At 65.6% G+C, this 18839-nt stretch carries 19 protein-coding genes; 13 read left to right on the plus strand and 6 right to left on the minus strand.

Going from position 1 to position 18839, the window contains the following annotated elements; genetic code table 11:
• The first annotated feature begins 6 nt into the window (after positions 1 to 6).
• From ntrB to cynS, 3 genes are read left to right on the plus strand one after another with little or no spacing between them, the layout of a single operon-like run.
• Entirely contained in the window at positions 7 to 849 is an 843-nt protein-coding gene (ntrB, locus tag EJE94_RS10875; RefSeq protein ID WP_121242225.1) for a nitrate ABC transporter permease, read from the plus strand.
• Between the two features lie 4 nt (positions 850 to 853).
• Positions 854 to 1783 (plus strand): ABC transporter ATP-binding protein, encoded by a 930-nt coding sequence (locus EJE94_RS10880; protein ID WP_121241382.1) that lies wholly within the window; start codon positions 854 to 856, stop codon positions 1781 to 1783.
• Between the two features lie 16 nt (positions 1784 to 1799).
• Positions 1800 to 2243, plus strand: a complete 444-nt coding sequence (gene cynS, locus EJE94_RS10885) for a cyanase (protein WP_121241384.1) — start codon at positions 1800 to 1802, stop codon at positions 2241 to 2243.
• Positions 2244 to 2354: 111 nt separating this feature from the next.
• On the opposite strand, the gene EJE94_RS10890 is transcribed toward cynS, so the two are convergent.
• The 3 genes from EJE94_RS10890 to EJE94_RS10900 all read right to left on the minus strand — a co-directional run bounded on the left by EJE94_RS10890 (position 2355) and on the right by EJE94_RS10900 (position 6923).
• On the minus strand, positions 2355 to 4562 hold the full coding sequence (locus tag EJE94_RS10890; RefSeq protein WP_121241386.1) for an SLC26A/SulP transporter family protein: 2208 nt from the start codon (positions 4560 to 4562) through the stop codon (positions 2355 to 2357).
• A 96-nt stretch (positions 4563 to 4658) separates the two neighbouring features.
• Positions 4659 to 5240, minus strand: coding sequence for a PM0630 family protein (locus tag EJE94_RS10895; protein WP_121241388.1), 582 nt, complete (start codon positions 5238 to 5240; stop codon positions 4659 to 4661).
• Positions 5241 to 6923 (minus strand): ABC-F family ATP-binding cassette domain-containing protein, encoded by a 1683-nt coding sequence (locus tag EJE94_RS10900; RefSeq protein ID WP_121241390.1) that lies wholly within the window; start codon positions 6921 to 6923, stop codon positions 5241 to 5243.
• Between the two features lie 198 nt (positions 6924 to 7121).
• Between EJE94_RS10900 and EJE94_RS10905 the strand changes: the two genes are divergently transcribed.
• Positions 7122 to 7592, plus strand: a complete 471-nt coding sequence (locus tag EJE94_RS10905) for a low molecular weight protein-tyrosine-phosphatase (protein ID WP_306307956.1) — start codon at positions 7122 to 7124, stop codon at positions 7590 to 7592.
• A 46-nt stretch (positions 7593 to 7638) separates the two neighbouring features.
• On the opposite strand, the gene EJE94_RS10910 is transcribed toward EJE94_RS10905, so the two are convergent.
• Positions 7639 to 10314, minus strand: coding sequence for an Rne/Rng family ribonuclease (locus EJE94_RS10910; protein ID WP_121241394.1), 2676 nt, complete (start codon positions 10312 to 10314; stop codon positions 7639 to 7641).
• Between the two features lie 432 nt (positions 10315 to 10746).
• Here EJE94_RS10910 and EJE94_RS10915 point away from each other — a divergent pair, with 432 nt between their 5' ends.
• The 4 genes from EJE94_RS10915 to EJE94_RS10930 are packed head-to-tail and all read left to right on the plus strand — an operon-like array spanning position 10747 to position 13628.
• Complete coding sequence (locus EJE94_RS10915) at positions 10747 to 11709, plus strand: RluA family pseudouridine synthase (protein WP_121241396.1); 963 nt, start codon at positions 10747 to 10749, stop codon at positions 11707 to 11709.
• Positions 11693 to 12349, plus strand: coding sequence for an HAD-IA family hydrolase (locus EJE94_RS10920; RefSeq protein WP_121241398.1), 657 nt, complete (start codon positions 11693 to 11695; stop codon positions 12347 to 12349). Before EJE94_RS10915 ends, EJE94_RS10920 begins: the two co-directional genes overlap by 17 nt.
• Positions 12328 to 12681 (plus strand): Rieske (2Fe-2S) protein, encoded by a 354-nt coding sequence (locus tag EJE94_RS10925; RefSeq protein ID WP_121241399.1) that lies wholly within the window; start codon positions 12328 to 12330, stop codon positions 12679 to 12681. Before EJE94_RS10920 ends, EJE94_RS10925 begins: the two co-directional genes overlap by 22 nt.
• Complete coding sequence (locus EJE94_RS10930) at positions 12678 to 13628, plus strand: S49 family peptidase (RefSeq protein ID WP_121241401.1); 951 nt, start codon at positions 12678 to 12680, stop codon at positions 13626 to 13628. The genes EJE94_RS10925 and EJE94_RS10930 overlap by 4 nt, the downstream gene beginning before the upstream one ends.
• Here the strand turns inward: EJE94_RS10930 and EJE94_RS10935 are convergent.
• Together EJE94_RS10935 and EJE94_RS10940 are read right to left on the minus strand one after the other, a co-directional pair.
• Complete coding sequence (locus EJE94_RS10935) at positions 13615 to 14328, minus strand: SAM-dependent methyltransferase (RefSeq protein ID WP_121241403.1); 714 nt, start codon at positions 14326 to 14328, stop codon at positions 13615 to 13617. The genes EJE94_RS10930 and EJE94_RS10935 overlap by 14 nt on opposite strands.
• A 10-nt stretch (positions 14329 to 14338) precedes the next feature.
• A complete protein-coding gene (locus EJE94_RS10940) occupies positions 14339 to 14926 on the minus strand; it encodes a Maf family protein (RefSeq protein WP_121241406.1) in 588 nt (195 codons plus the stop codon).
• 48 nt (positions 14927 to 14974) lie between these two features.
• Here EJE94_RS10940 and EJE94_RS10945 point away from each other — a divergent pair, with 48 nt between their 5' ends.
• The 5 genes from EJE94_RS10945 (at position 14975) to fabD (ending at position 18839) form a co-directional block, all read left to right on the plus strand.
• Complete coding sequence (locus EJE94_RS10945; RefSeq protein ID WP_121241407.1) at positions 14975 to 15538, plus strand: YceD family protein; 564 nt, start codon at positions 14975 to 14977, stop codon at positions 15536 to 15538.
• A gap of 22 nt (positions 15539 to 15560) precedes the next feature.
• Positions 15561 to 15740 (plus strand): 50S ribosomal protein L32, encoded by a 180-nt coding sequence (gene rpmF / locus EJE94_RS10950; protein WP_121241409.1) that lies wholly within the window; start codon positions 15561 to 15563, stop codon positions 15738 to 15740.
• Between the two features lie 68 nt (positions 15741 to 15808).
• Entirely contained in the window at positions 15809 to 16834 is a 1026-nt protein-coding gene (gene plsX, locus EJE94_RS10955; RefSeq protein ID WP_121241411.1) for a phosphate acyltransferase PlsX, read from the plus strand.
• Between the two features lie 8 nt (positions 16835 to 16842).
• The gene (locus EJE94_RS10960) at positions 16843 to 17811 is read left to right on the plus strand and encodes a beta-ketoacyl-ACP synthase III (protein ID WP_121242226.1); all 969 of its coding nucleotides are present in this window, start codon (positions 16843 to 16845) and stop codon (positions 17809 to 17811) included.
• A 95-nt stretch (positions 17812 to 17906) separates the two neighbouring features.
• Positions 17907 to 18839 (plus strand): ACP S-malonyltransferase, encoded by a 933-nt coding sequence (fabD, locus tag EJE94_RS10965; RefSeq protein ID WP_121241413.1) that lies wholly within the window; start codon positions 17907 to 17909, stop codon positions 18837 to 18839.

Genomic DNA, 18839 nt, shown 5'->3' on the forward strand with positions numbered 1-18839 from the left:
GTGATCATGATCAAGGCACAGACGCTGAAGGCGGCATTCATCTCATTCATGCTCTTCGCCGTCTTCCTCGGCGCGTGGCAGCTCGCCACGCTGCCGAAGGACTCGACGACGCTCGCCGCCGCCGATGCGGAGTATGCGGCGCTGATGGGCAAGGGCGCGGAAAAGACCGACGGCTTTCCACCGCCGGCCAAGGTCGGCCGCGCCTTCGTCGAATACCTGTCGGATCCGTTCTACGACAAGGGCCCCAACGACAAGGGCATCGGCATCCAGATGGCGCACTCGCTGGCCCGCGTCGGCTTGGGCTTCCTTCTGGCGGTGATCGTGGCTCTGCCGCTGGGTTTTCTCATCGGCATGTCGCCGCTGCTGTTCCAGGCCTTCAACCCCTTCATCCAGGTGCTGAAGCCCATCTCGCCGCTGGCGTGGATGCCTCTTGCGCTCTACAGTCTGAAGGATTCATCGATCTCCGGCATTTTCGTGATCTTCATCTGCTCGATCTGGCCGATGCTGATCAACACGGCCTTCGGCGTGGCGGCGGTGCGGCGCGACTGGATCAACGTCGCCCGCACGCTCGAAGTGAATCCGTTGCGCAAGGCCTTCCTGGTGATCCTGCCGGCCGCGGCGCCGACCATCCTGACCGGCATGCGCATCTCGATGGGCATCGCCTGGCTGGTCATCGTCGCCGCCGAGATGCTGGTCGGCGGGACCGGCATCGGCTACTTCGTCTGGAACGAGTGGAACAACCTGGCCCTGCCCAACGTGATCTTCGCCGTGGTGATGATCGGCGTGGTCGGCATGGGTCTGGACATGATCTTCGGCGCGCTGCAGAAGCTCGTCACCTACCGGGAATAGTCCGATGAGTGCTCATTTTCTGACAGTCGAGGCGCTGAAGAAGGTCTATCCGGCCGATGGCGGCCAAGCCAATCCACCGGTGTTCGAAGACATCCACTTCCACATCGACAAGGGCGAGTTCGTCTGCATCATCGGCCACTCGGGCTGCGGCAAGACCACCATCCTCAACGTGCTGGCCGGACTCGAGGAGGCCAGCGGCGGCAACGTGATCATGGACGGCCGCGAGGTGATCGGCCCCAGCCTCGACCGCGGCGTGGTGTTCCAGAGCCATGCGCTGATGCCGTGGATGACGGTGCTCGGCAACGTCGCCTTCGCCGTCAAGTCGAAGTGGCCGGACTGGGGCAAGGACAAGGTGACGGCGCACTGCACCGAATACCTCGAGATGGTCGGCCTCGGCCACGCCATCCACAAGAAGCCGGCGGAACTCTCGGGCGGCATGAAGCAGCGCGTCGGCATTGCCCGCGCCTTCGCCATCCAGCCCAAGATGCTGCTGCTCGACGAGCCCTTCGGCGCGCTCGACGCGCTGACGCGGGGCACCATCCAGGACGAACTGCTGAAGATCGTGCAGGCCACGCACCAGACGGTGTTCATGATCACCCACGATGTCGACGAGGCGATCCTGCTCGCCGACAAGATCGTATTGATGAGCAACGGGCCGCACGCCAAGATCGCCGAGATCGTCGAGGTCACCATGCCCAGGAGCCGCACCCGCGCCGGCATCCACCACGACCCGCAGTACTACAAGATACGCAACCACCTCGTCGACTTTCTCGTCAATCGTTCCAAGACCTATGCCGGAGCCGAGGCCGAGATGTTCCACGATGCGAAGAACCCGCCCGTGGTTCAGCCCGGCCTCGAAGCCGAGCGAGCCCCGGTCGTGTCCCTGCCGGCCGAGAAACCCGCCCCGCAATTGAAGCAAGTCGTCAATCAGTGAATCAAAGGAGAACAGCATGAACCGCAATGACGTTACCGAGATGATCGTCGCCGCCAGGATCCAGAAAGGGATCAAGTGGGCCGACGTGGCGAAGAAGGTCGGCCTGTCCAAGGAGTGGGTGACCGCCGGCTGCCTTGGCCAGATGACCTTCGACAAGAAGCAGGCGACCACCGTCGGCAAGATCTTCGGCCTGCCGGCCGAGGCCGTCGCGCTGCTGCAGGTCGTGCCCTATAAAGGATCGCTGCCGACGGCCGTGCCCACCGATCCGCTGATCTACCGTTTCTACGAGCTGATCAGTGTCTACGGCACCACGTTCAAGGAACTGATCCACGAGGAGTTCGGCGACGGCATCATGTCCGCCATCGACTTCAAGATGGACATGAAGCGCGAGCCCAATGCGGCGGGCGACCGCGTGAATATCGTTATGTCCGGCAAGTTCCTGCCGTACAAGACCTATTGAAAAAAGTCGGCGCTGATTAAGCCCCTGCGCTACAAGGCGGTCAAGCAAGAAACGCTCTCCTCGCCGTAGCGGATGGCGGGACGGTGCCGCCGTGGTGCCAGTGCCGACTTTCTACGATTCCAGCGCCTGCAATTCGGCGTTGGCGTAGCGCAGGCGTCCGGCAAGCACGCTGGCAAGGCCTTCCATCAGTTTCACGGCCACCTTCTTGTGCTCGTCGGCGAGGACTTCGAAGGTCTTGCGCGAGAGCACGAAGAGGTCGACGTCGGTGAAGGCGATGGCGTCGGCCGAACGGGCGTCGCCGTCGAGGAAGGCCATTTCGCCGAAGAAGTCGCCGCGGCCGAAGGTGCTGATGTGGCGCGCCTGCTTGTCGTTGAGCGGCAGCATGATGCGCACCGATCCGCGGCGGACCAGGAACAACTCGTCACCGGCATCGCCGCGGGCGAAGATCTTGTCGCCGGCCCGGCAGGAGCGCTTTTCGAAGTGGACTTCGAGCGCAGCCAGCGTGGCTTCCTTGCGGCCCTTGAACAGTTCCAGTTCATGCAGGTCGAGCGGCTTCTCCTCGGCGCGTTCGAGCGCGGCTTCCTTCAGGATCCTGTTCTCGATCCACTCCTGCGCCCCGTCGAGTTCGCCGAAAATTCTCGCCGCGCTCTTCGACGGCGCCAGGCCGGTCTGGTCGAAGTAGTGCTGCATGTCGCGGCCGGAGGGCAGGTTCTGCGGCAGCTGGCTGAAGACGAGAAAACCGTCCTTCTCGGCCATCATGTCGCGGATCTGGTCGAGCATGTGGGCGGCGGTGACGTCGATCGTCTGCACGCGGCGCATGTCGAGCACGATGTACTTGCGCGTCTTGAGTTCGGGCTCGAGGATGGTGTACAACTGGTCGGTGGTGCCGAAGAACAGGGCGCCCTGCAGCTCGAAGATCACCGCCTGGTCGCCGCGCTGCTCGAGCACTTCCATTTCCTCCTGCAGGCGGATCTGCTTGGAGAAGCTCTGGTTGCCGTAGGCCTTGCGGCGGATGATGCTGCCGCCGATCTGCTCGCGAATGAAGAGGAAGATCGCCAGCACGATGCCGGTGCCCGAGGCGGGAATCAGGCCGACGGTCAGCGCCACCGTCACCACCGACAGGATGACGAAGAAATCCAGGATGGTGTGGTGCGATTTGAGCAGCTGCAGGCTGTGGCGGTCGATCATGCGCACGCCGATGACGATGAGGATGCCGGCCAGGGCCGCCACCGGCACCCAGGCGATCAGCGAGCCGAGGACGAGGAAGGCGACCAGCGCCAGCACGCCTTCCATCACGCCCGACACGCGGCTGGCCGCGCCGCTGGACATGTTCACCAGCGTCGCGCCCATGGTGCCGGCGCCGGGGATGCCGCCGACAACGGCCGAGGCGATGTTGCCCAGGCCCTGGGCGACCAGTTCGCGGTTGGAGTTGTGGCGCGAGCGCGTCAACGCATCGAGCACGACGCAGGTCTTCAAGGTGTCGATGGAGAGCAGCACCGCCAGCGTCAGTGACGGCACCAGCAGCATCTGCAGTTGGGAAAGCTCGATATCGGCCATGGCGTGGAAACGCCCCATGAAGGCCTCGCTGAAGCCACCGCCACCTCCCATGGGGCCGACGATCAGCCGGTTGCCCTCGACCACCAGCAGGGCCGGGTCGAACAGGCCGAGGCCGAAATAAGCCAGCACGCCCGCGGCGAGGCCGAGAATGGCTGCCGGCACGCGCCGCGTCACCTTCGGCGCACCGACCATGACGATGATGGTGATCGCGCCGACGACGATGCCCTGCCAGCGCCAGGCATCCGCCGCGACCAGCGAATGCCAGAAATGGATTTCCTTCGGCACGCCGAGGAGTTTCGGCACCTGGCTGGCGATGATGATCAGGCCGACGCCGGAGAGGTAGCCGCTGACCACCGGGTAGGGCATGTACTTGATCAGGCGGCCGAGGCCGACGCTGCCGAAGATCACCTGCAGGGTGCCGGCCATGAGCCCGATGATCACCAGCATCAGCAGCGTGGCTTCGAGCGCGGCGCCCTGGTGCAGGAACTCGATGGCGAAGGCCGACAGAACGGCGGCCGCAGGCGCGCAGGGCGCCGTGATGAGACGCTGGGTGCCGCCCAGCGCCGGGGATATCAGGCCGAGCGCCGTAGCGCCGAGTATGCCGGCCAGCGCGCCGTAAGCGGCGTAGGAGCCGCCCAGCGGCGAGTAGATGGTGACGCCGAAGGCGATGGCCGAGGGCAGCGCCACCAGCATGGCCGCGAGGCCGCCCCAGAAATCACCGGCGAGGTTCGGCGACAGGCGGGCGGGGGAAGGGAGGGGCATGATGCGGTCTCGGGCAGTCCGAAGCCAAATATACACCCCTTGCCAGGGTGGAAAGGCATGCACGAGATCAAGTGCGCGAGGTGCAGAGCGGGCTTCTTACCATTTCCTTCCAGCCTTCTTTGCACCAGCGGACGTCGTTTTCTTTGGCGGTGGGCTGCTCGCGGAATTTGCTTCGGGTGATGAAGAAGGTACCGACGCCAGGACGCTGTAGTCAAATGTCGCCGTCAGCTTGCGCTCGACATAGACCCGCAGCCGGTAGCGTCCGGCCTTGTCTTCCGTTCTTATTCTGCGCTCACCGAAAATCATGCCGTCGGATACCGGTATGCGACGTTCGTTGAGGCTCAGGAGAGACTCGCGCATTGCCGGCATGGCCGGGTCACTTTCATTGCTGCCGGATGCGGCGACGGTGTCCTGTGGTATCAGGATTTCTTCCCGGATCGCCAGTGATTTCTTCGTCGTCTTGACCTCGATCAGCCAGCCGTAGGGCTGCCCGGGGGTGAGTGGAATTTCGCTGGTCGCACCGAATCCGAGTTGATCCGAGCCGTCGTCCTCGAAGATGCCGAATTCGGCCTTGATGATTTCGACGTCGGGCGCGGCGGGTGCGGCGAGGGCCTGCAGGCCTGCAGTGAGTAGCAGGACGGCGCCGACGGCCGTGCCGACCAGTCTGCGGTGATTCATCTACGCGGCCCGCCTTTCCTGAGGAATGGCGTCCGCTTCCCGTGATCGTTTGGCCTCGTCGAGCAGATAACGCTGGTAATCATCCAGGTCCCCGTCGAAGGGCTCGATACCGCCGCGCGAGACCAGCCAGAACTCGTCGCACACCGCGCGCAGCAGGGCGCGGTCGTGGCTGACCAGCATGACGGTGCCCTCGAATTCGTTGAGCGCCATGCCGAGCGCCTCGCGGGTGGACAGGTCGAGGTGGTTGGTGGGTTCGTCCAGCAACAGCAGGTTGGGGCGTTGCCAGACGATCATGCAGAGCACCAGTCGCGCCTTTTCGCCGCCGCTCATGGTGCCGACGGCCTGTTTGACCATGTCGTTGCTGAAGTTGAAGGTGCCCAGGTAGTTGCGCAAATCCTGCTCGCGGGCGGCGACATAGCCGCTGCGTCCGGCGGCAAGGGTTTCCTTGGCGAGCCGGATCATGTGTTCCAGCGGGGTGTCCTGCGGGCGCAGCACGTCGAGTTCCTGCTGGGCGAAATAGCCGATATTCAGCCCCTTGCCTTCGGTGACTTCGCCGCTGATGGGTTCCAGCGCGCGGGCGATGGTCTTGACCAGGGTGGATTTGCCCTGGCCGTTGGCGCCGAGGATGCCGATGCGCTGGCCGGCGTGCACCGAACGGTTGATGTTGCGCACGATGACGGTCGGCGGGGTGCCGGCGGGTGCGTCCGGCAGCGGCGGGTAGCCGATGCTGGCGTTCATCATCGACAGCATGGGGTTGGGAAGGTTGGCGGGTTCCTGGAATTCGAAGTTGAATTCCGCATCGGCGAGGACGGGGGCGATCTTCTCCATCCGATCCAGCGCCTTGACCCGGCTCTGCGCCTGCTTGGCCTTGCTCGCCTTGGCCTTGAAGCGGTCGATGAACTTTTTCAGGTGGGCGATCTTTTCCTGCTGCTTGATCATGGCCGACTGCTGCAGCGCCAGTTGTTCGGCGCGCATGTCCTCGAAGGCGCTGTAGTTGCCGCCGTAGCGCAGCAGCCTGGCGTTGTCGATGTGCAGCGTGACCTGGGTGATCGCGTCGAGGAATTCCCGGTCGTGGCTGATCATGATCAGCGTGCCCGCGTAGCGCTTGAGCCACGCTTCCAGCCACACCAGCGCGTCCAGATCGAGGTGGTTGGTGGGCTCGTCGAGCAGCAGCAGGTCGGACGGGCACATCAGGGCGCGCGCCAGTTGCAGGCGCATGCGCCAGCCGCCGGAGAAGCTGTTGACCGGGTTGGCCAGTTCGGCCACCTTGAAACCCAGGCCGAGAATCAGGGCCTGGGCCCGGGCTTCGGCATCGTGGGCCCCGGCGTCATGGTGGTCCATGTAGGCATGGGCCATGCGCATGCCGTCCTCGCTGGCCTCGGCGGCGTGCACCTCGGCCTGGGCCGCCAACAGCGTCGTATCGCCCTCGATGACGAAATCGGTCGCGCTCTGGGCGGTTTCGGGCATGTCCTGCGCCACTTGGGCCATCCGCCATTGTTTGGGGATCGAACACTCGCCCCCGTCTTCATGCAGCGTGCCGTTGAGCAAGCCGAACAGGGTGGATTTGCCGGCGCCGTTGCGGCCGACCAGGCCCACCTTCTCGCCGGGGTTGAGGGTGACCGAGGTGTTGTCCAGCAGCACCTTGGCGCCGCGGCGCAAGGTGACGTTCTTGAGGGTAATCATGGGGGCGTATATCTTTAAGGATGCGCATGATAGTCATCGGAGTGCAAGGCATCTACGGAAATTTCAGCCTTCAGGCGTGCCCCCGTGCTTTTGGCGCAGATGGAGACCTTGATGCCGCCGGTGGTGTATGTCACGATACCTCACATGAAAATGCCGTCCAAGGCGTTGCTCAGAATGTCGAACTAATTGAAAAATAGAGTGAAAACAAGAGTTTTGTTTGTCTGCATGGGCAACATTTGCCGATCGCCCACGGCGGAGGGTGTGGTGCGCACCCTTCTGGATAGGGCCGGATTGCTACCCGAGGTGGAGATCGATTCGGCCGGCACGCATGACTACCACATCGGCAAGCCGCCGGACGAGCGTGCGCGCACGGCGGCGGCAGGGCGTGGCTACGACCTTTCTGCCCTGCGGGCGCGGCGCGTGTCGGAATTCGATTTTGTGCGCTTCGACCGCATCCTGGCGATGGACCGCGACAATCTCGACCTGCTGCGGCAGGCGTGCCCGGCCGAACATCGCCACAAGCTCGGGCTCTTCCTCGAATACTCCCGCAAATTCGGCGAGCGCGAGGTGCCGGATCCCTACTACGGCGGCGCGGAAGGTTTCGAGCGTGTGCTCGATCTGGTCGAGGACGCGGCGAGCGGCCTGATCGACAGTCTGCCGCGCAAATAAAACGGGCACGCCGCGGCGTGCCCGTATGCTGCGACCGGGACGGTGATCAGTCCCGCTTGGTTTCGACCATCTGCAATGGCTCGCTCGGCGCAACGGACACGGGTTTCGGTTTGCGACCCAGCGGCGGGTGCGGCACCACGATGGGCTCGGCCGCACGCGAACCGGCGGCGGTCTCGATCAACACCAGCCCGGCCTGTTGCAGCGAGGCCGACATGTCGACGGCCGCGGGGACCTCCGGCATGACAGCCACCGTGACGGGTGCCGCCGTCTCTTCGACGAGTGGCGGCTGCTCCGCTGGTGTGGTGACGGATTCGACGGCGGCAACAGCTTCGACGGTCGCAGGTGCGACTTCGACCGCGGCGGGTTCCGCAAACGTCGGCTCCGGCGTGACGGTGGCCTGGGTGCTTTCCGCGACCATCGGCGCGGCCACTTCGGTCACTTCGACCGGCGGGGCGATCGCTTCGGTCACGGCGGCAGGAGCTTCCGCTACGGCGACAGCGGCTTCGGCGGGCACGCCGGCGGTGACCTCGTCCGGTCGACGCTCGCTGCGACCGCGGCCACGACCGCGACGACGGCGGTTGTCGCCCTGGCCTTCGCCCTGCGGCGCGGCGCCTTCGGCGCCGGGCGCCGTCAGGCTGGCCGCGCTCTCGGCCACGGCGGCTTCGGCCACGGCCTCGGGACGCTGCTGCTGGCCGCCGCGCTCACCGCGTTCCTTGCGTTCGCCGCGCTGACGGCGATTGTCGCGTTGGCCTTCGGTGCGACCTTCCGTACCTTCGGCCGTCGGCTCGCGGCGCGGCTGCTGGCCACGGCCTTCGCTGCGTTCGCCGCCGCGCGGCTGTTTTTCGTCGCGGGTCTCCCGCCCTTCGCGATTGTCGCGACCCTCGCGGCGGCCACGGCCGCCCCGATCACGGCCATTGCGGTCGCGGTCGCCACGTTCGCCGCGCTCGCGGCGGGCCGGCTTTTCCGCGGCCTTGGGCTCGGCGGCGGGTTCGGCGGGCTTGCTGCCACCGAAGAAGGACAGGATGCGAGCGATGAAACCGGGCTCGGCCTTGGCCGGTGCAGCCGCTTGCGCCGCCTTGGGCTCGACGATCGGCGCGGGCTGGTCGGGCGTGATGCCCTTGACCGCGGCTTCCTGCCGCCCGGGCTTGGCTTCGTTCTGGGCGGACGGCGGCTGGTAGGCGGATTCCTCGGCGATCTTTTCGGCCTTCTCGACCATCTGGTAGCTGGCCAGCGCGACGCCTTCCTGGTTCAACTGGTCGTGGCGCAGGCGCACGATCTCGTGCTGCGGCGTCTCGAGATGACGGTTGGGCACGATCACCAGGTTGATGCGGTGGCGCACCTCGATCTTGGCGATATCGACGCGCTTCTCGTTGAGGAGGAAGGTGGCTACGTCGACGGGCACCTGGCAGTGCAGGGCACCGGTGTTTTCCTTCATCGACTCCTCTTCGAGGATGCGCAGGATGTGCAGCGCGGCGGATTCGGTCGAGCGGATGTGGCCGGTGCCGGTGCAGCGTGGGCAGGTGATGTAGCTGGTTTCGGCCAAGGCCGGACGCAGGCGCTGGCGCGACAGTTCGAGCAGACCGAAGCGCGAGATCTTGCCGGTCTGGACGCGGGCGCGGTCGAAGTGGAGGGCATCGCGCAGGCGGTTCTCGACTTCACGCTGGTTCTTCGACGATTCCATGTCGATGAAGTCGATGACGATGAGGCCGCCGAGGTCGCGCAGTCGCAGCTGGCGGGCGATTTCGTCGGCGGCTTCGCAGTTGGTGCGGAAGGCGGTCTCCTCGATGTCCGAACCCTTGGTGGCGCGGCCGGAGTTGACGTCCACCGAGACCAGGGCCTCGGTGTGGTCGATGACGATGGCGCCGCCCGAGGGCAGGGTGACCTGCCGCGAGTAGGCGGACTCGATCTGGTGTTCGATCTGGAAGCGCGAGAACAGCGGCACGTCGTCGCGGTAGCGCTTGACGCGGGCGACGTTGCCCGGCATCACGTGGGCCATGAACTGCTGCGCCTGTTCGAAGACGTCGTCGGTGTCGATCAGGATCTCGCCGATTTCGGCGTGGTAGTAGTCGCGGATGGCGCGGATGACCAGGCTCGATTCCTGGTAGATCAGGAAGGCGCCGCTCTGGCCTTTGGCCGCGCCCTCGATGGCGTTCCACAGCTGCATCAGGTAGTTGAGGTCCCACTGCAGTTCCTCGGCGCCGCGGCCGATGCCGGCGGTGCGGGCAATGAGGCTCATGCCGTTGGGCACGTCGAGCTGGTCCATGACCTCGCGCAGTTCCTGCCGTTCCTCGCCCTCGACACGGCGCGAGACGCCGCCGCCGCGGGGGTTGTTGGGCATCAGCACCAGGTAGCGGCCGGCGAGGCTGACGTAGGTGGTCAGCGCCGCGCCCTTGTTGCCGCGCTCGTCCTTTTCGACCTGGACGATGAGTTCCTGGCCGTTGCTGAGGACGTCCTGGATGCGCGCCTTGCCGGCGTCGACACCCGGTTTGAAGTAGTTGCGGGAGATTTCCTTGAACGGCAGGAAGCCGTGGCGCTCGGCGCCGTAATCGACGAAGGCGGCTTCGAGGCTGGGCTCGATGCGGGTGATGACCGCCTTGTAGATGTTGCTCTTGCGTTGTTCCTTCGAGGCCGATTCGATGTCGAGGTCGATCAGTTTCTGACCATCGACGATCGCGACGCGGAGTTCCTCGGCTTGCGTCGCATTGAACAGCATGCGTTTCATGTGTGCTCCCGCGCGCAACGCAGGGCACGACACACTGCACGCCGCCTCACCAATCAGGTGTGGGCGGCGGACTCGATCAGGTTGGAGTGAATGAAGCCATCGGTTTGAAGGTTTCGATGCAACCGGTTGTCAGGCGTGTCGTTTCAGGTGGCGTCGCACCCTGTAGTGACGGGGTGCGGCGCCACGCGGTTTTCTGCAATTGCGCGCAATCAAGTAACATCGCTTCTTTGGGCGAGCGAGATACCCTTTTGGGTTGCTGGAGGGGCGGCGATAGGAATCAAGCCGATTTTTCCGTCCAATGTCCTCCGCAGGAGACCTGTCGGAACAGGCTGTGCGGTAAAGACAACGTCCCGGGATGACGCCACCGGCGCCGCTTCGGGCCGCCGGGCACGCCGTCGCGGGACGGCAAACCGGGACCCAGTATAGTTGAAAATGAATGAGTTAAGCAAAGATTCGGCGACGCTGCTCGAAGTCGGGGAGGAGTCTGCCGGGCAGCGTATCGACAACTTTCTGCTGCGCCTGGCCAAGGGGGTGCCGAAGAGCCACGTCTATCGCATCCTGCGCAGCGGCGAGGTCCGGGTGAACAAGGGCCGGATTTCGGCCGATTACCGGGTGCACGAGGGCGACGTCGTGCGGGTGCCGCCGATCCGGGTGGCGGAAAAATCCGCCACGGCCGCCGTTCCGGCGCGCGACTTCACCCTCGCCCATGAAGACGAGGCCCTGATGGTCATCGACAAGCCGGCCGGTGTTGCTGTGCATGGCGGCAGCGGAGTCAGCTTCGGCGTGATCGAACAACTGCGCCGTGCCCGGCCGCAGGCCAAGTTGCTCGAACTCGCCCATCGCCTCGACCGCGAGACCTCGGGGCTGTTGATCGTGGCCAAGAAGCGTTCGGCGCTGACCCGGCTCCACGATATGTTCCGCGACGGCAACATCGCCAAGCGTTACCTGGCGCTGGTCCGGGGCCGCTGGATGAACCCGACCCAGCATGTGCGCCTGCCGCTGCACAAGTACCTGACGGAGGAGGGCGAGCGCCGGGTCGCCGTGTCGCGCGAGGGCAAGGAGGCGCACAGCATCGTCCGCCTGGTGGCGCGCTGGCAGAACTTCAGCCTGGTCGAGGTCGAACTCAAGACCGGGCGCACCCATCAGATTCGGGTCCACCTCGCCCATCTGGGCTTTCCGCTGGCCGGCGACGACAAGTACGGCGACTTTGCCCTCAACAAGGACTTGCAAAAGGCCGGCCTCAAACGCATGTTCCTCCATGCGGCGAAGCTGAAACTGGCTCATCCGCTGACAGGCGAACTGCTGGAGCTCGAGGCGCCGCTGCCGCCGGATCTGCGGGATTTCCTGAAACGGCTGGATGCCAACGAAGCCAGGGATTATGGCCAAACGCTTTGAACTGATCGTCTTCGACTGGGATGGTACGCTGATGGATTCGGCTGGCGCCATCGTCGCCTGCATCCAGGCCGCCGCGCGCGACCTCGGCCTGGCGCCGCCGCCGGAGGAACGGGCGCGCCACGTCATCGGCCTGGGTCTCGGCGAGGCGCTGCGCCACGCCCTGCCCGAACTCGAGGACGAGCGGCACCACGAACTGGCCGAGCGCTACCGTTACCACTACCTGGCGCAGGATCAGGATCTGACCTTGTTCGCGGGCGCCGAGAACCTCGTGCGTGCCCTGAACGAGGCCGGGCATCTGCTGGCCATCGCCACCGGCAAGTCGCGAAGGGGGCTGGACCGTGCGCTCGGGCACAGCGGTCTCGGCCTGCTGTTCCACGCCACGCGCTGCGCCGACGAGTGCCACTCCAAACCCCACCCGCAGATGCTGGAGGAACTGATGGAAGAGTTCGGCGTGGCCCAGGAGGCCACTCTGATGATCGGTGACACCACCCACGACCTGTTGATGGCGAAGAATGCGGGGGCGGCGGCCGTGGGTGTGGCTTACGGTGCCCATCCGCCCGAGGCGTTGGCGGCCGAGGCGCCGCTGCACCTGGCCGAGAGCATCGAGGATCTGCGGCGTTGGCTCGGCGCGAACGCCTGATCTGCGCCAGCGACGATCTCGTCGATGGCGGCCCCGGCATCCGCTGCGAAGTCGCCGGTGATGCGGCGGAAGCGCCGGTTGCCGCATTTGCGGTGCGCTTTCGCGGCCGCGTGCATGCCTACCTGAATCGCTGCGGCCACATTCCGGTCGAATTGGACTGGCAGCACGGCCAGTTCTTCGAAAGCGGCGGTTTATACTTGATCTGCGCCACTCACGGCGCGCTCTATGATCCGGAGACGGGTCATTGCGTCGGCGGTCGCTGCAATGGCCGCGGCTTGGTTCCGCTGGAGGTGAGCGAACGCGGCGGATCGGTGTATTTGCTGGAAGGATGAATGTGTCGGATTCGAATCAGCCCAACTGGGAACGTCAGATCATCGAGAAAATCGCCCTCGAAGGCATCGCCGAGCAGCGGCGTGCCCGCCGTTGGGGCATTTTCTTCAAGCTGCTCGGCTTCGGCTACCTGAGTGCGCTGCTTTTCTTCGCCGTGGACTGGGGTGAGTCGGCAGACATCGCCGATGGCAAGAAGACCACCGCGCTGGTCGATGTCAGCGGCGTCATCCAGGCCAAGGGTGACGCAAATGCCGAGAACGTGATTTCGGCACTGCAGGGGGCCTTCAAGTCCAAGCACACCGCCGGCGTGGTGCTGCGCATCAACAGTCCCGGCGGCAGTCCGGTCCAGGCCGGCATGATCAACGACGAGATCCGCCGCCTGCGCGCGAAGCATCCGGAAGTACCGCTCTACGCCGTGGTCGAGGACGTCTGCGCCTCGGGCGGCTACTACATCGCGGCCTCCGCCGACAAGATCTTCGTCGACAAGGCCAGCATCGTCGGCTCGATCGGCGTGCTCATGGACGGTTTCGGCTTCACCGGCACCATGGACAAGCTCGGCGTCGAGCGGAGGCTTCTGACCGCCGGCCAGAACAAGGGCTTCCTCGATCCCTTCTCGCCGCAGAATGCCGAGCACAAGGCGCATGCCCAGGAAATGCTCGACGACATCCACCGCCAGTTCATCGATGTTGTGCGCAAGGGGCGCGGCAAGCGCCTCAAGGAGACGCCGGACATGTACTCGGGTCTGATGTGGACCGGCGCCAAGAGCATCGAACTCGGCCTGGCCGACGGCTACGGCACGCTCGAGTCGGTGGCGCGCGACGTGCTCAAGGCCGAGGACATCCGCGACTACACGGTCAAGTCCAACTTCGCCGAGAAGTTCGCCAAGCGCTTCGGCGCCAACATGGCCGAGGGCGCGGCCAGCGTGGTGACGAGGTTTAGCCTGCGCTGAGCAACAGAAACACGGTCGGACGCTTGTCGAGGTCCGGCCGCTGTGCCCGACGCCAGTCCGCCACGCGGCGCGTGGCAACCGTCTCCGTCGGCAGGGAAAGGTCACTGGCCACGCAGAGCAACGTCTGCGGCCGGCAGGCCGTCAGCAGGGCATCGAACAGCGCCGCGTTGCGGTAGGGTGTTTCGATGAATAGTTGCGTCTGGGTATTCTTCTGCGATTCCCGTTCCAGTTCCGCGATGCGACGGCTGCGCTCGGGTTCGCGCGCCGGCAGGTAGCCGTGGAAGGCGAAGCGCTGGCCGTCGAGGCCCGAAGCCATCAGGGCCAGCAGCAGTGAGGAGGGACCGACCAGCGGTCGCACGAAAATGCCGAGTTCATGCGCGCGCCGGACCAGCAGCGCGCCGGGGTCGGCGACGCCGGGACAGCCGGCTTCCGACATCACACCCAGGTCGTGGCCCGCGCGCAGCGGCGCCAGCAGGCGCTCGACGTCGGCGGCGGCCGGCTTTTCCGGGATTTGCTCGATTGAAAGTTCGCGCAAGGGCAGGGGGTGGTCGAGGCGCTTGAGCTCGGCGCGGGCGCTCTTGGCATTCTCGACCGCGAAGTGGCGCAGGGTGCAGGCGATGTCGCGGCTGGCCTGGGGCAGGTAGTGCGGCCAGGGGGAATCGCCGAGGGCGACCGGAATCAGGTAGAGCGTCGCCGCCATCGGGGCAGAGTCAGGGCAACTCGACGCCCTCGGCCCTCAGCATCTCGGCCAGCGCGATCAGCGGCAGGCCGACCAGGGCGTTGGGGTCGTCGCCGCGCAGGTATTCGAGCAGCGCGATGCCCAAGCCCTCGGACCGCGCCGAGCCGGCACAGTTCAGGGCGTCTTCCTTGTCCACATAGCGGTGGATTTCGGCGTCCGACAGTTCGCGGAAGCGCACTTCGGTCGGGATCCCGCGAATGTGGGTCCGGCCGGTGGCGGCATTGAGCAAGCACAAGCCGGTATGGAAAACCACCGCTTTTCCGCTCATCGAGCGCAACTGGACGATGGCATTCTCTCGCGTTCCCGGCTTGCCGAAGCGCTGCGAGCCGCCCGCCACATAGGCGACCTGGTCGGAACCGATGATCAGGGCGTCGGGAAAGCGGCCCGCGACGGCGCGTGCCTTGGCTTCGGCCAGGCGCTGGGCGGTGGCGACGGGCGATTCGCCCGGCAGGGCCGTTTCGTCGGTTTCCGGGGCGACCGCCTCGAAGGGCATTTGCAGGCGGCCGAGAAGTTCTCGGCGGTAGGGCGAGGTCGAGGCCAGGACAAGTTTGGGCGGCATGCGTTTGTTTTGACTGGCAAAGGGGCGGCATGATAACATTCGCCGTTTATGTCGAGCCAGAAGAGTCAGACGAAAAGCGGCCCGACCGACCTCAGCGCAGCGGTCATCGACAGCCTGGAGTTTTCCCGCCAGGGCCGTGAGATAAGCGGAGTGGTGGCGGTTGCCGCGTTGGACCGCCTCGCCGATGTCGTGGTCGAGCCGGTGGGTTCTTTGAATTGCACGTTGCGCGGTTTGCCAGGCGAGCAGCGGCAGGACGGAAAGCCCGGGCTGGAACTGGAAGTGGCCGGCAGCATGAAATTTCGCTGCCAGCGCTGTCTGCAGGTGATGGACTTCCCGCTGCGCGTGGTGAGCCGTCTGCTGCTGCTGGATCCGGGCGAGATGTTGCCGGATGACGTTGTCGAGGACGATGACGAAGTTGCGGGCGACGAGCTGGATGATGAGTGGGACGCCATCGAGGCGAGCCGCGAGCAGTCGGTGCTGGCGCTGATCGAGGACGAGGTGCTGCTGGCCTTGCCGATCGTGCCGAGGCACGATGTGTGCGAGCCGCCGGTGGCAATGAAAGATGAACACGAGCCTTCGCCGTTCGCGGTGCTGGCGAAATTGAAACAGTAATAGAGAAGCAAGGAGTAGTGAAATGGCCGTCCAACAGAACAAGAAGTCTCCCTCCAAGCGCGGCATGCATCGCGCCCATGACTTTCTGACCAACCCGCCGCTGGCCGTCGAGCCGACCACGGGCGAGGTTCACCTGCGTCACCACATCTCGCCGACGGGTGTCTACCGCGGCAAGAAGGTTCTCAAGACCAAGGGCGAGTAAGTCTTTCGAAAACGGCCGGCGGAGCCATCCTGGCGCGCCGGCCGTTTTCACGAGCACACTTCCCTACGATGGCAATTACCATCGCGGTGGACGCCATGGGCGGAGATCACGGCCCGTCGGTCACCGTGTCCGCCGTATTCGATTTCCTGCGTCGCGAGAGCGACTGCGCCGCCATCATGGTCGGGCGCGAGGACGATTTGCGTCCCTTGCTGGTCGAAGTCGGGCAGGAATTCGGCGAACGCCTCCGCCTCCACCATGCCAGCGAGGTCGTCGGCATGGACGAGGCGGTCGCGACCGCACTGCGCAACAAGAAGGACTCGTCGATGCGCGTCATGGCCGATCTGGTCAAGGACGGCACGGCCGATGCCGGTCTATCCGCCGGCAACACCGGCGCGTTGATGGCGATTTCGCGTTTCGTCCTCAAGACCCTGCCGGGCATCGACCGCCCGGCCATCGCCGGAATCCTGCCCACGTCCAAGGGGCACACCTATGTGCTCGACCTCGGCGCCAATGTCGATTGTCAGCCCGAGCACCTGCAGCAGTTCGGCATCATGGGCTCGTTGCTGGTTTCCGCGCTGGAACACAAGGAGCGCCCCTCGATCGGCCTGCTCAACATCGGCGAAGAAGACATCAAGGGCAACGAGGTGGTCAAGCGTGCGGCCGACCTGCTCAGGATCAGCGATCTCAACTTCTACGGCAACGTCGAGGGTACCGACATCTGGAAGGGCACCACGGATGTCGTGGTGTGCGACGGTTTCGTCGGCAACGTTTTGCTCAAGTCCTCCGAAGGCCTCGCCCAGATGATCTATGGGGCCCTCAAGCAGGAGTTTTCGCGCAATATTTTCACCAAGCTTTCCGCCCTGGCGGCACTGCCGGTGATCAAGGCCTTCAAACGCCGCTTCGACCATCGCGCCTACAACGGCGCCGGCCTGCTCGGCCTCAAGGGCATCGTCTTCAAGAGCCATGGTTCGGCCGATGCGTTCGCCTTCCGCTGCGCGCTGCAGCGTGCGGCCGAAGCCGCGCGTGAGCGTCTGCCCGAGAAGATCGCCCAGCGAATGGCCGCCGTGGCGCCAACGCCGACTCTCTGCGACTGACCATGGCCATTGTTCATTCCCGCATTACCGGCACCGGCAGCTATCTGCCCGGCGCGCCCGTCTCGAATTCCGAACTGATCGCGGCGCATGGCCTCGATTCCTCCGACGATTGGATCGCCGAGCGCACCGGCATCCGCGCCCGCCACCTAGCCGGCGAGGGTGTCGCCGCCAGCGACCTGGCGCTCGAAGCCTGCAAGCGCGCGCTCGAGGCTGCCGGCCGCCCGGCCAACGACGTCGATCTCATCATCGTCGCCACCTCGACGCCCGACTACGTCTTCCCCAGCGCGGCGGCGCTGCTGCAGGCCAAGCTCGGCGTCACCAACGGCGGCGCGGCCTTCGACCTGCAGGCGGTGTGCAGCGGCTTCGTCTATGCCCTGACCGTGGCCGACAAGTTCATCCGCTCCGGCTCGCACAAGTGCGCGCTGGTCGTCGGTGCCGAGGTGTTCTCGCGCATCCTCGACTGGAGCGATCGCGGCACCTGCGTGCTGTTCGGCGATGGTGCCGGCGCGGTGGTGCTCGAGGCTTCCGATAAGCCGGGCATTCTCGCGACGGCCATGCACGCCGACGGCAGCCATCACGGCATTCTCTCGGTGCCGGGCCAGGTCTGCGGCGGCAAGGCGGTCGGCGATCCCTTCCTGCGCATGGACGGCCAGGCCGTGTTCAAGTTCGCCGTCAAGGTGCTGGCCGACGTCGCCCACGAGGTGCTCGCCGCCGCGAACATGACGGCCGACCAACTCGACTGGCTGATTCCCCATCAGGCCAATGTCCGCATCCTGCAATCGACGGCGAAGCGGTTGCACGTGCCGCCGGAGAAGTGCGTCGTCACGGTGGATCGCCACGGCAACACCTCGGCGGCTTCCATTCCGCTGGCGCTCGACGAAGTCGTGCGCTCGGGAAAAGTCGGCGCCGGCGACACGGTGCTGCTCGAAGGCGTCGGCGGCGGTTTCACCTGGGGCGCGGCCCTGCTCAAACTCTGATCTCGACCAGCATGAAATTCGCATTCGTGTTTAGTTCCGGCGTAACGCCCGCTGGCGCGGGCATTAGCTTTCACTGAAGACTCACGAGGAACAGAATGAAGTTTGCATTCGTCTTTCCGGGCCAAGGCTCGCAATCGCTGGGCATGATGGCCGCCTACGGCGACAGCCCGGTCATCCGCGCCACCTTCGATGAGGCCTCGCAAGCACTCGGTCGCGACCTCTGGCAACTGGTGGCCGAAGGCCCGGCAGAAGCGCTGTCGCAGACGGTCAACACCCAGCCGCTGATGCTGACGGCCGGCATCGCAGTCTGGCGCCTGTGGCTGGACAAGGGCGGCGTGCAACCCGCCATGGTCGCCGGCCACAGCCTCGGCGAATACTCGGCGCTCGTCGCTGCCGGCGTGCTCGAACTGAAGGATGCCGTGCCGCTGGTCGAACTGCGCGCCAAGGCCATGCAGGATGCCGTGCCGGCGGGCGAGGGCGCCATGGCGGCGATCCTCGGCATGGACGCTGAAACCGTGAAGGCGATCTGCTCCGAGGCTGCGCAGGGCCAGGCCGTGCAGGCCGTCAATTTCAATTCGCCGGAACAGACAGTGATCGCCGGCCACAAGGCGGCCGTCGAGCGCGCGGCCGAAGGCTGCAAGGCCAAGGGGGCGAAGCGTGCGGTGATGCTGCCGGTTTCCGCGCCCTTCCACTCCTCGCTGATGCAGCCGGCCGCCGAGCGCCTACAGGCCGCACTGGCGGGCCTGAGCTTCAACGCGCCGCGCATCCCCGTAGTGAATAACGTCGATGTCGCCACGGCCACGGAGCCCGAGGCCATCAAGGCCGCGCTGGTGCGCCAGGCGGCCGCGCCGGTGCGCTGGGTCGAGACCATGCGGGCCATGCAGGCGGCCGGCGTCAGCCATGTCTATGAATGCGGTCCGGGCAAGGTGCTGGCAGGACTGACCAAACGCTGCGCCGACGGCCTCGCCGGCGGTGCGATGAACGATCTGGCCGGCGTCGAGGCGACGCTGGCCGCAGTGAAGGGTTAA

It is taken from the genome of Sulfurisoma sediminicola, assembly GCF_003865015.1.
Classification (GTDB): Bacteria; Pseudomonadota; Gammaproteobacteria; order Burkholderiales; family Rhodocyclaceae; genus Sulfurisoma; species Sulfurisoma sediminicola.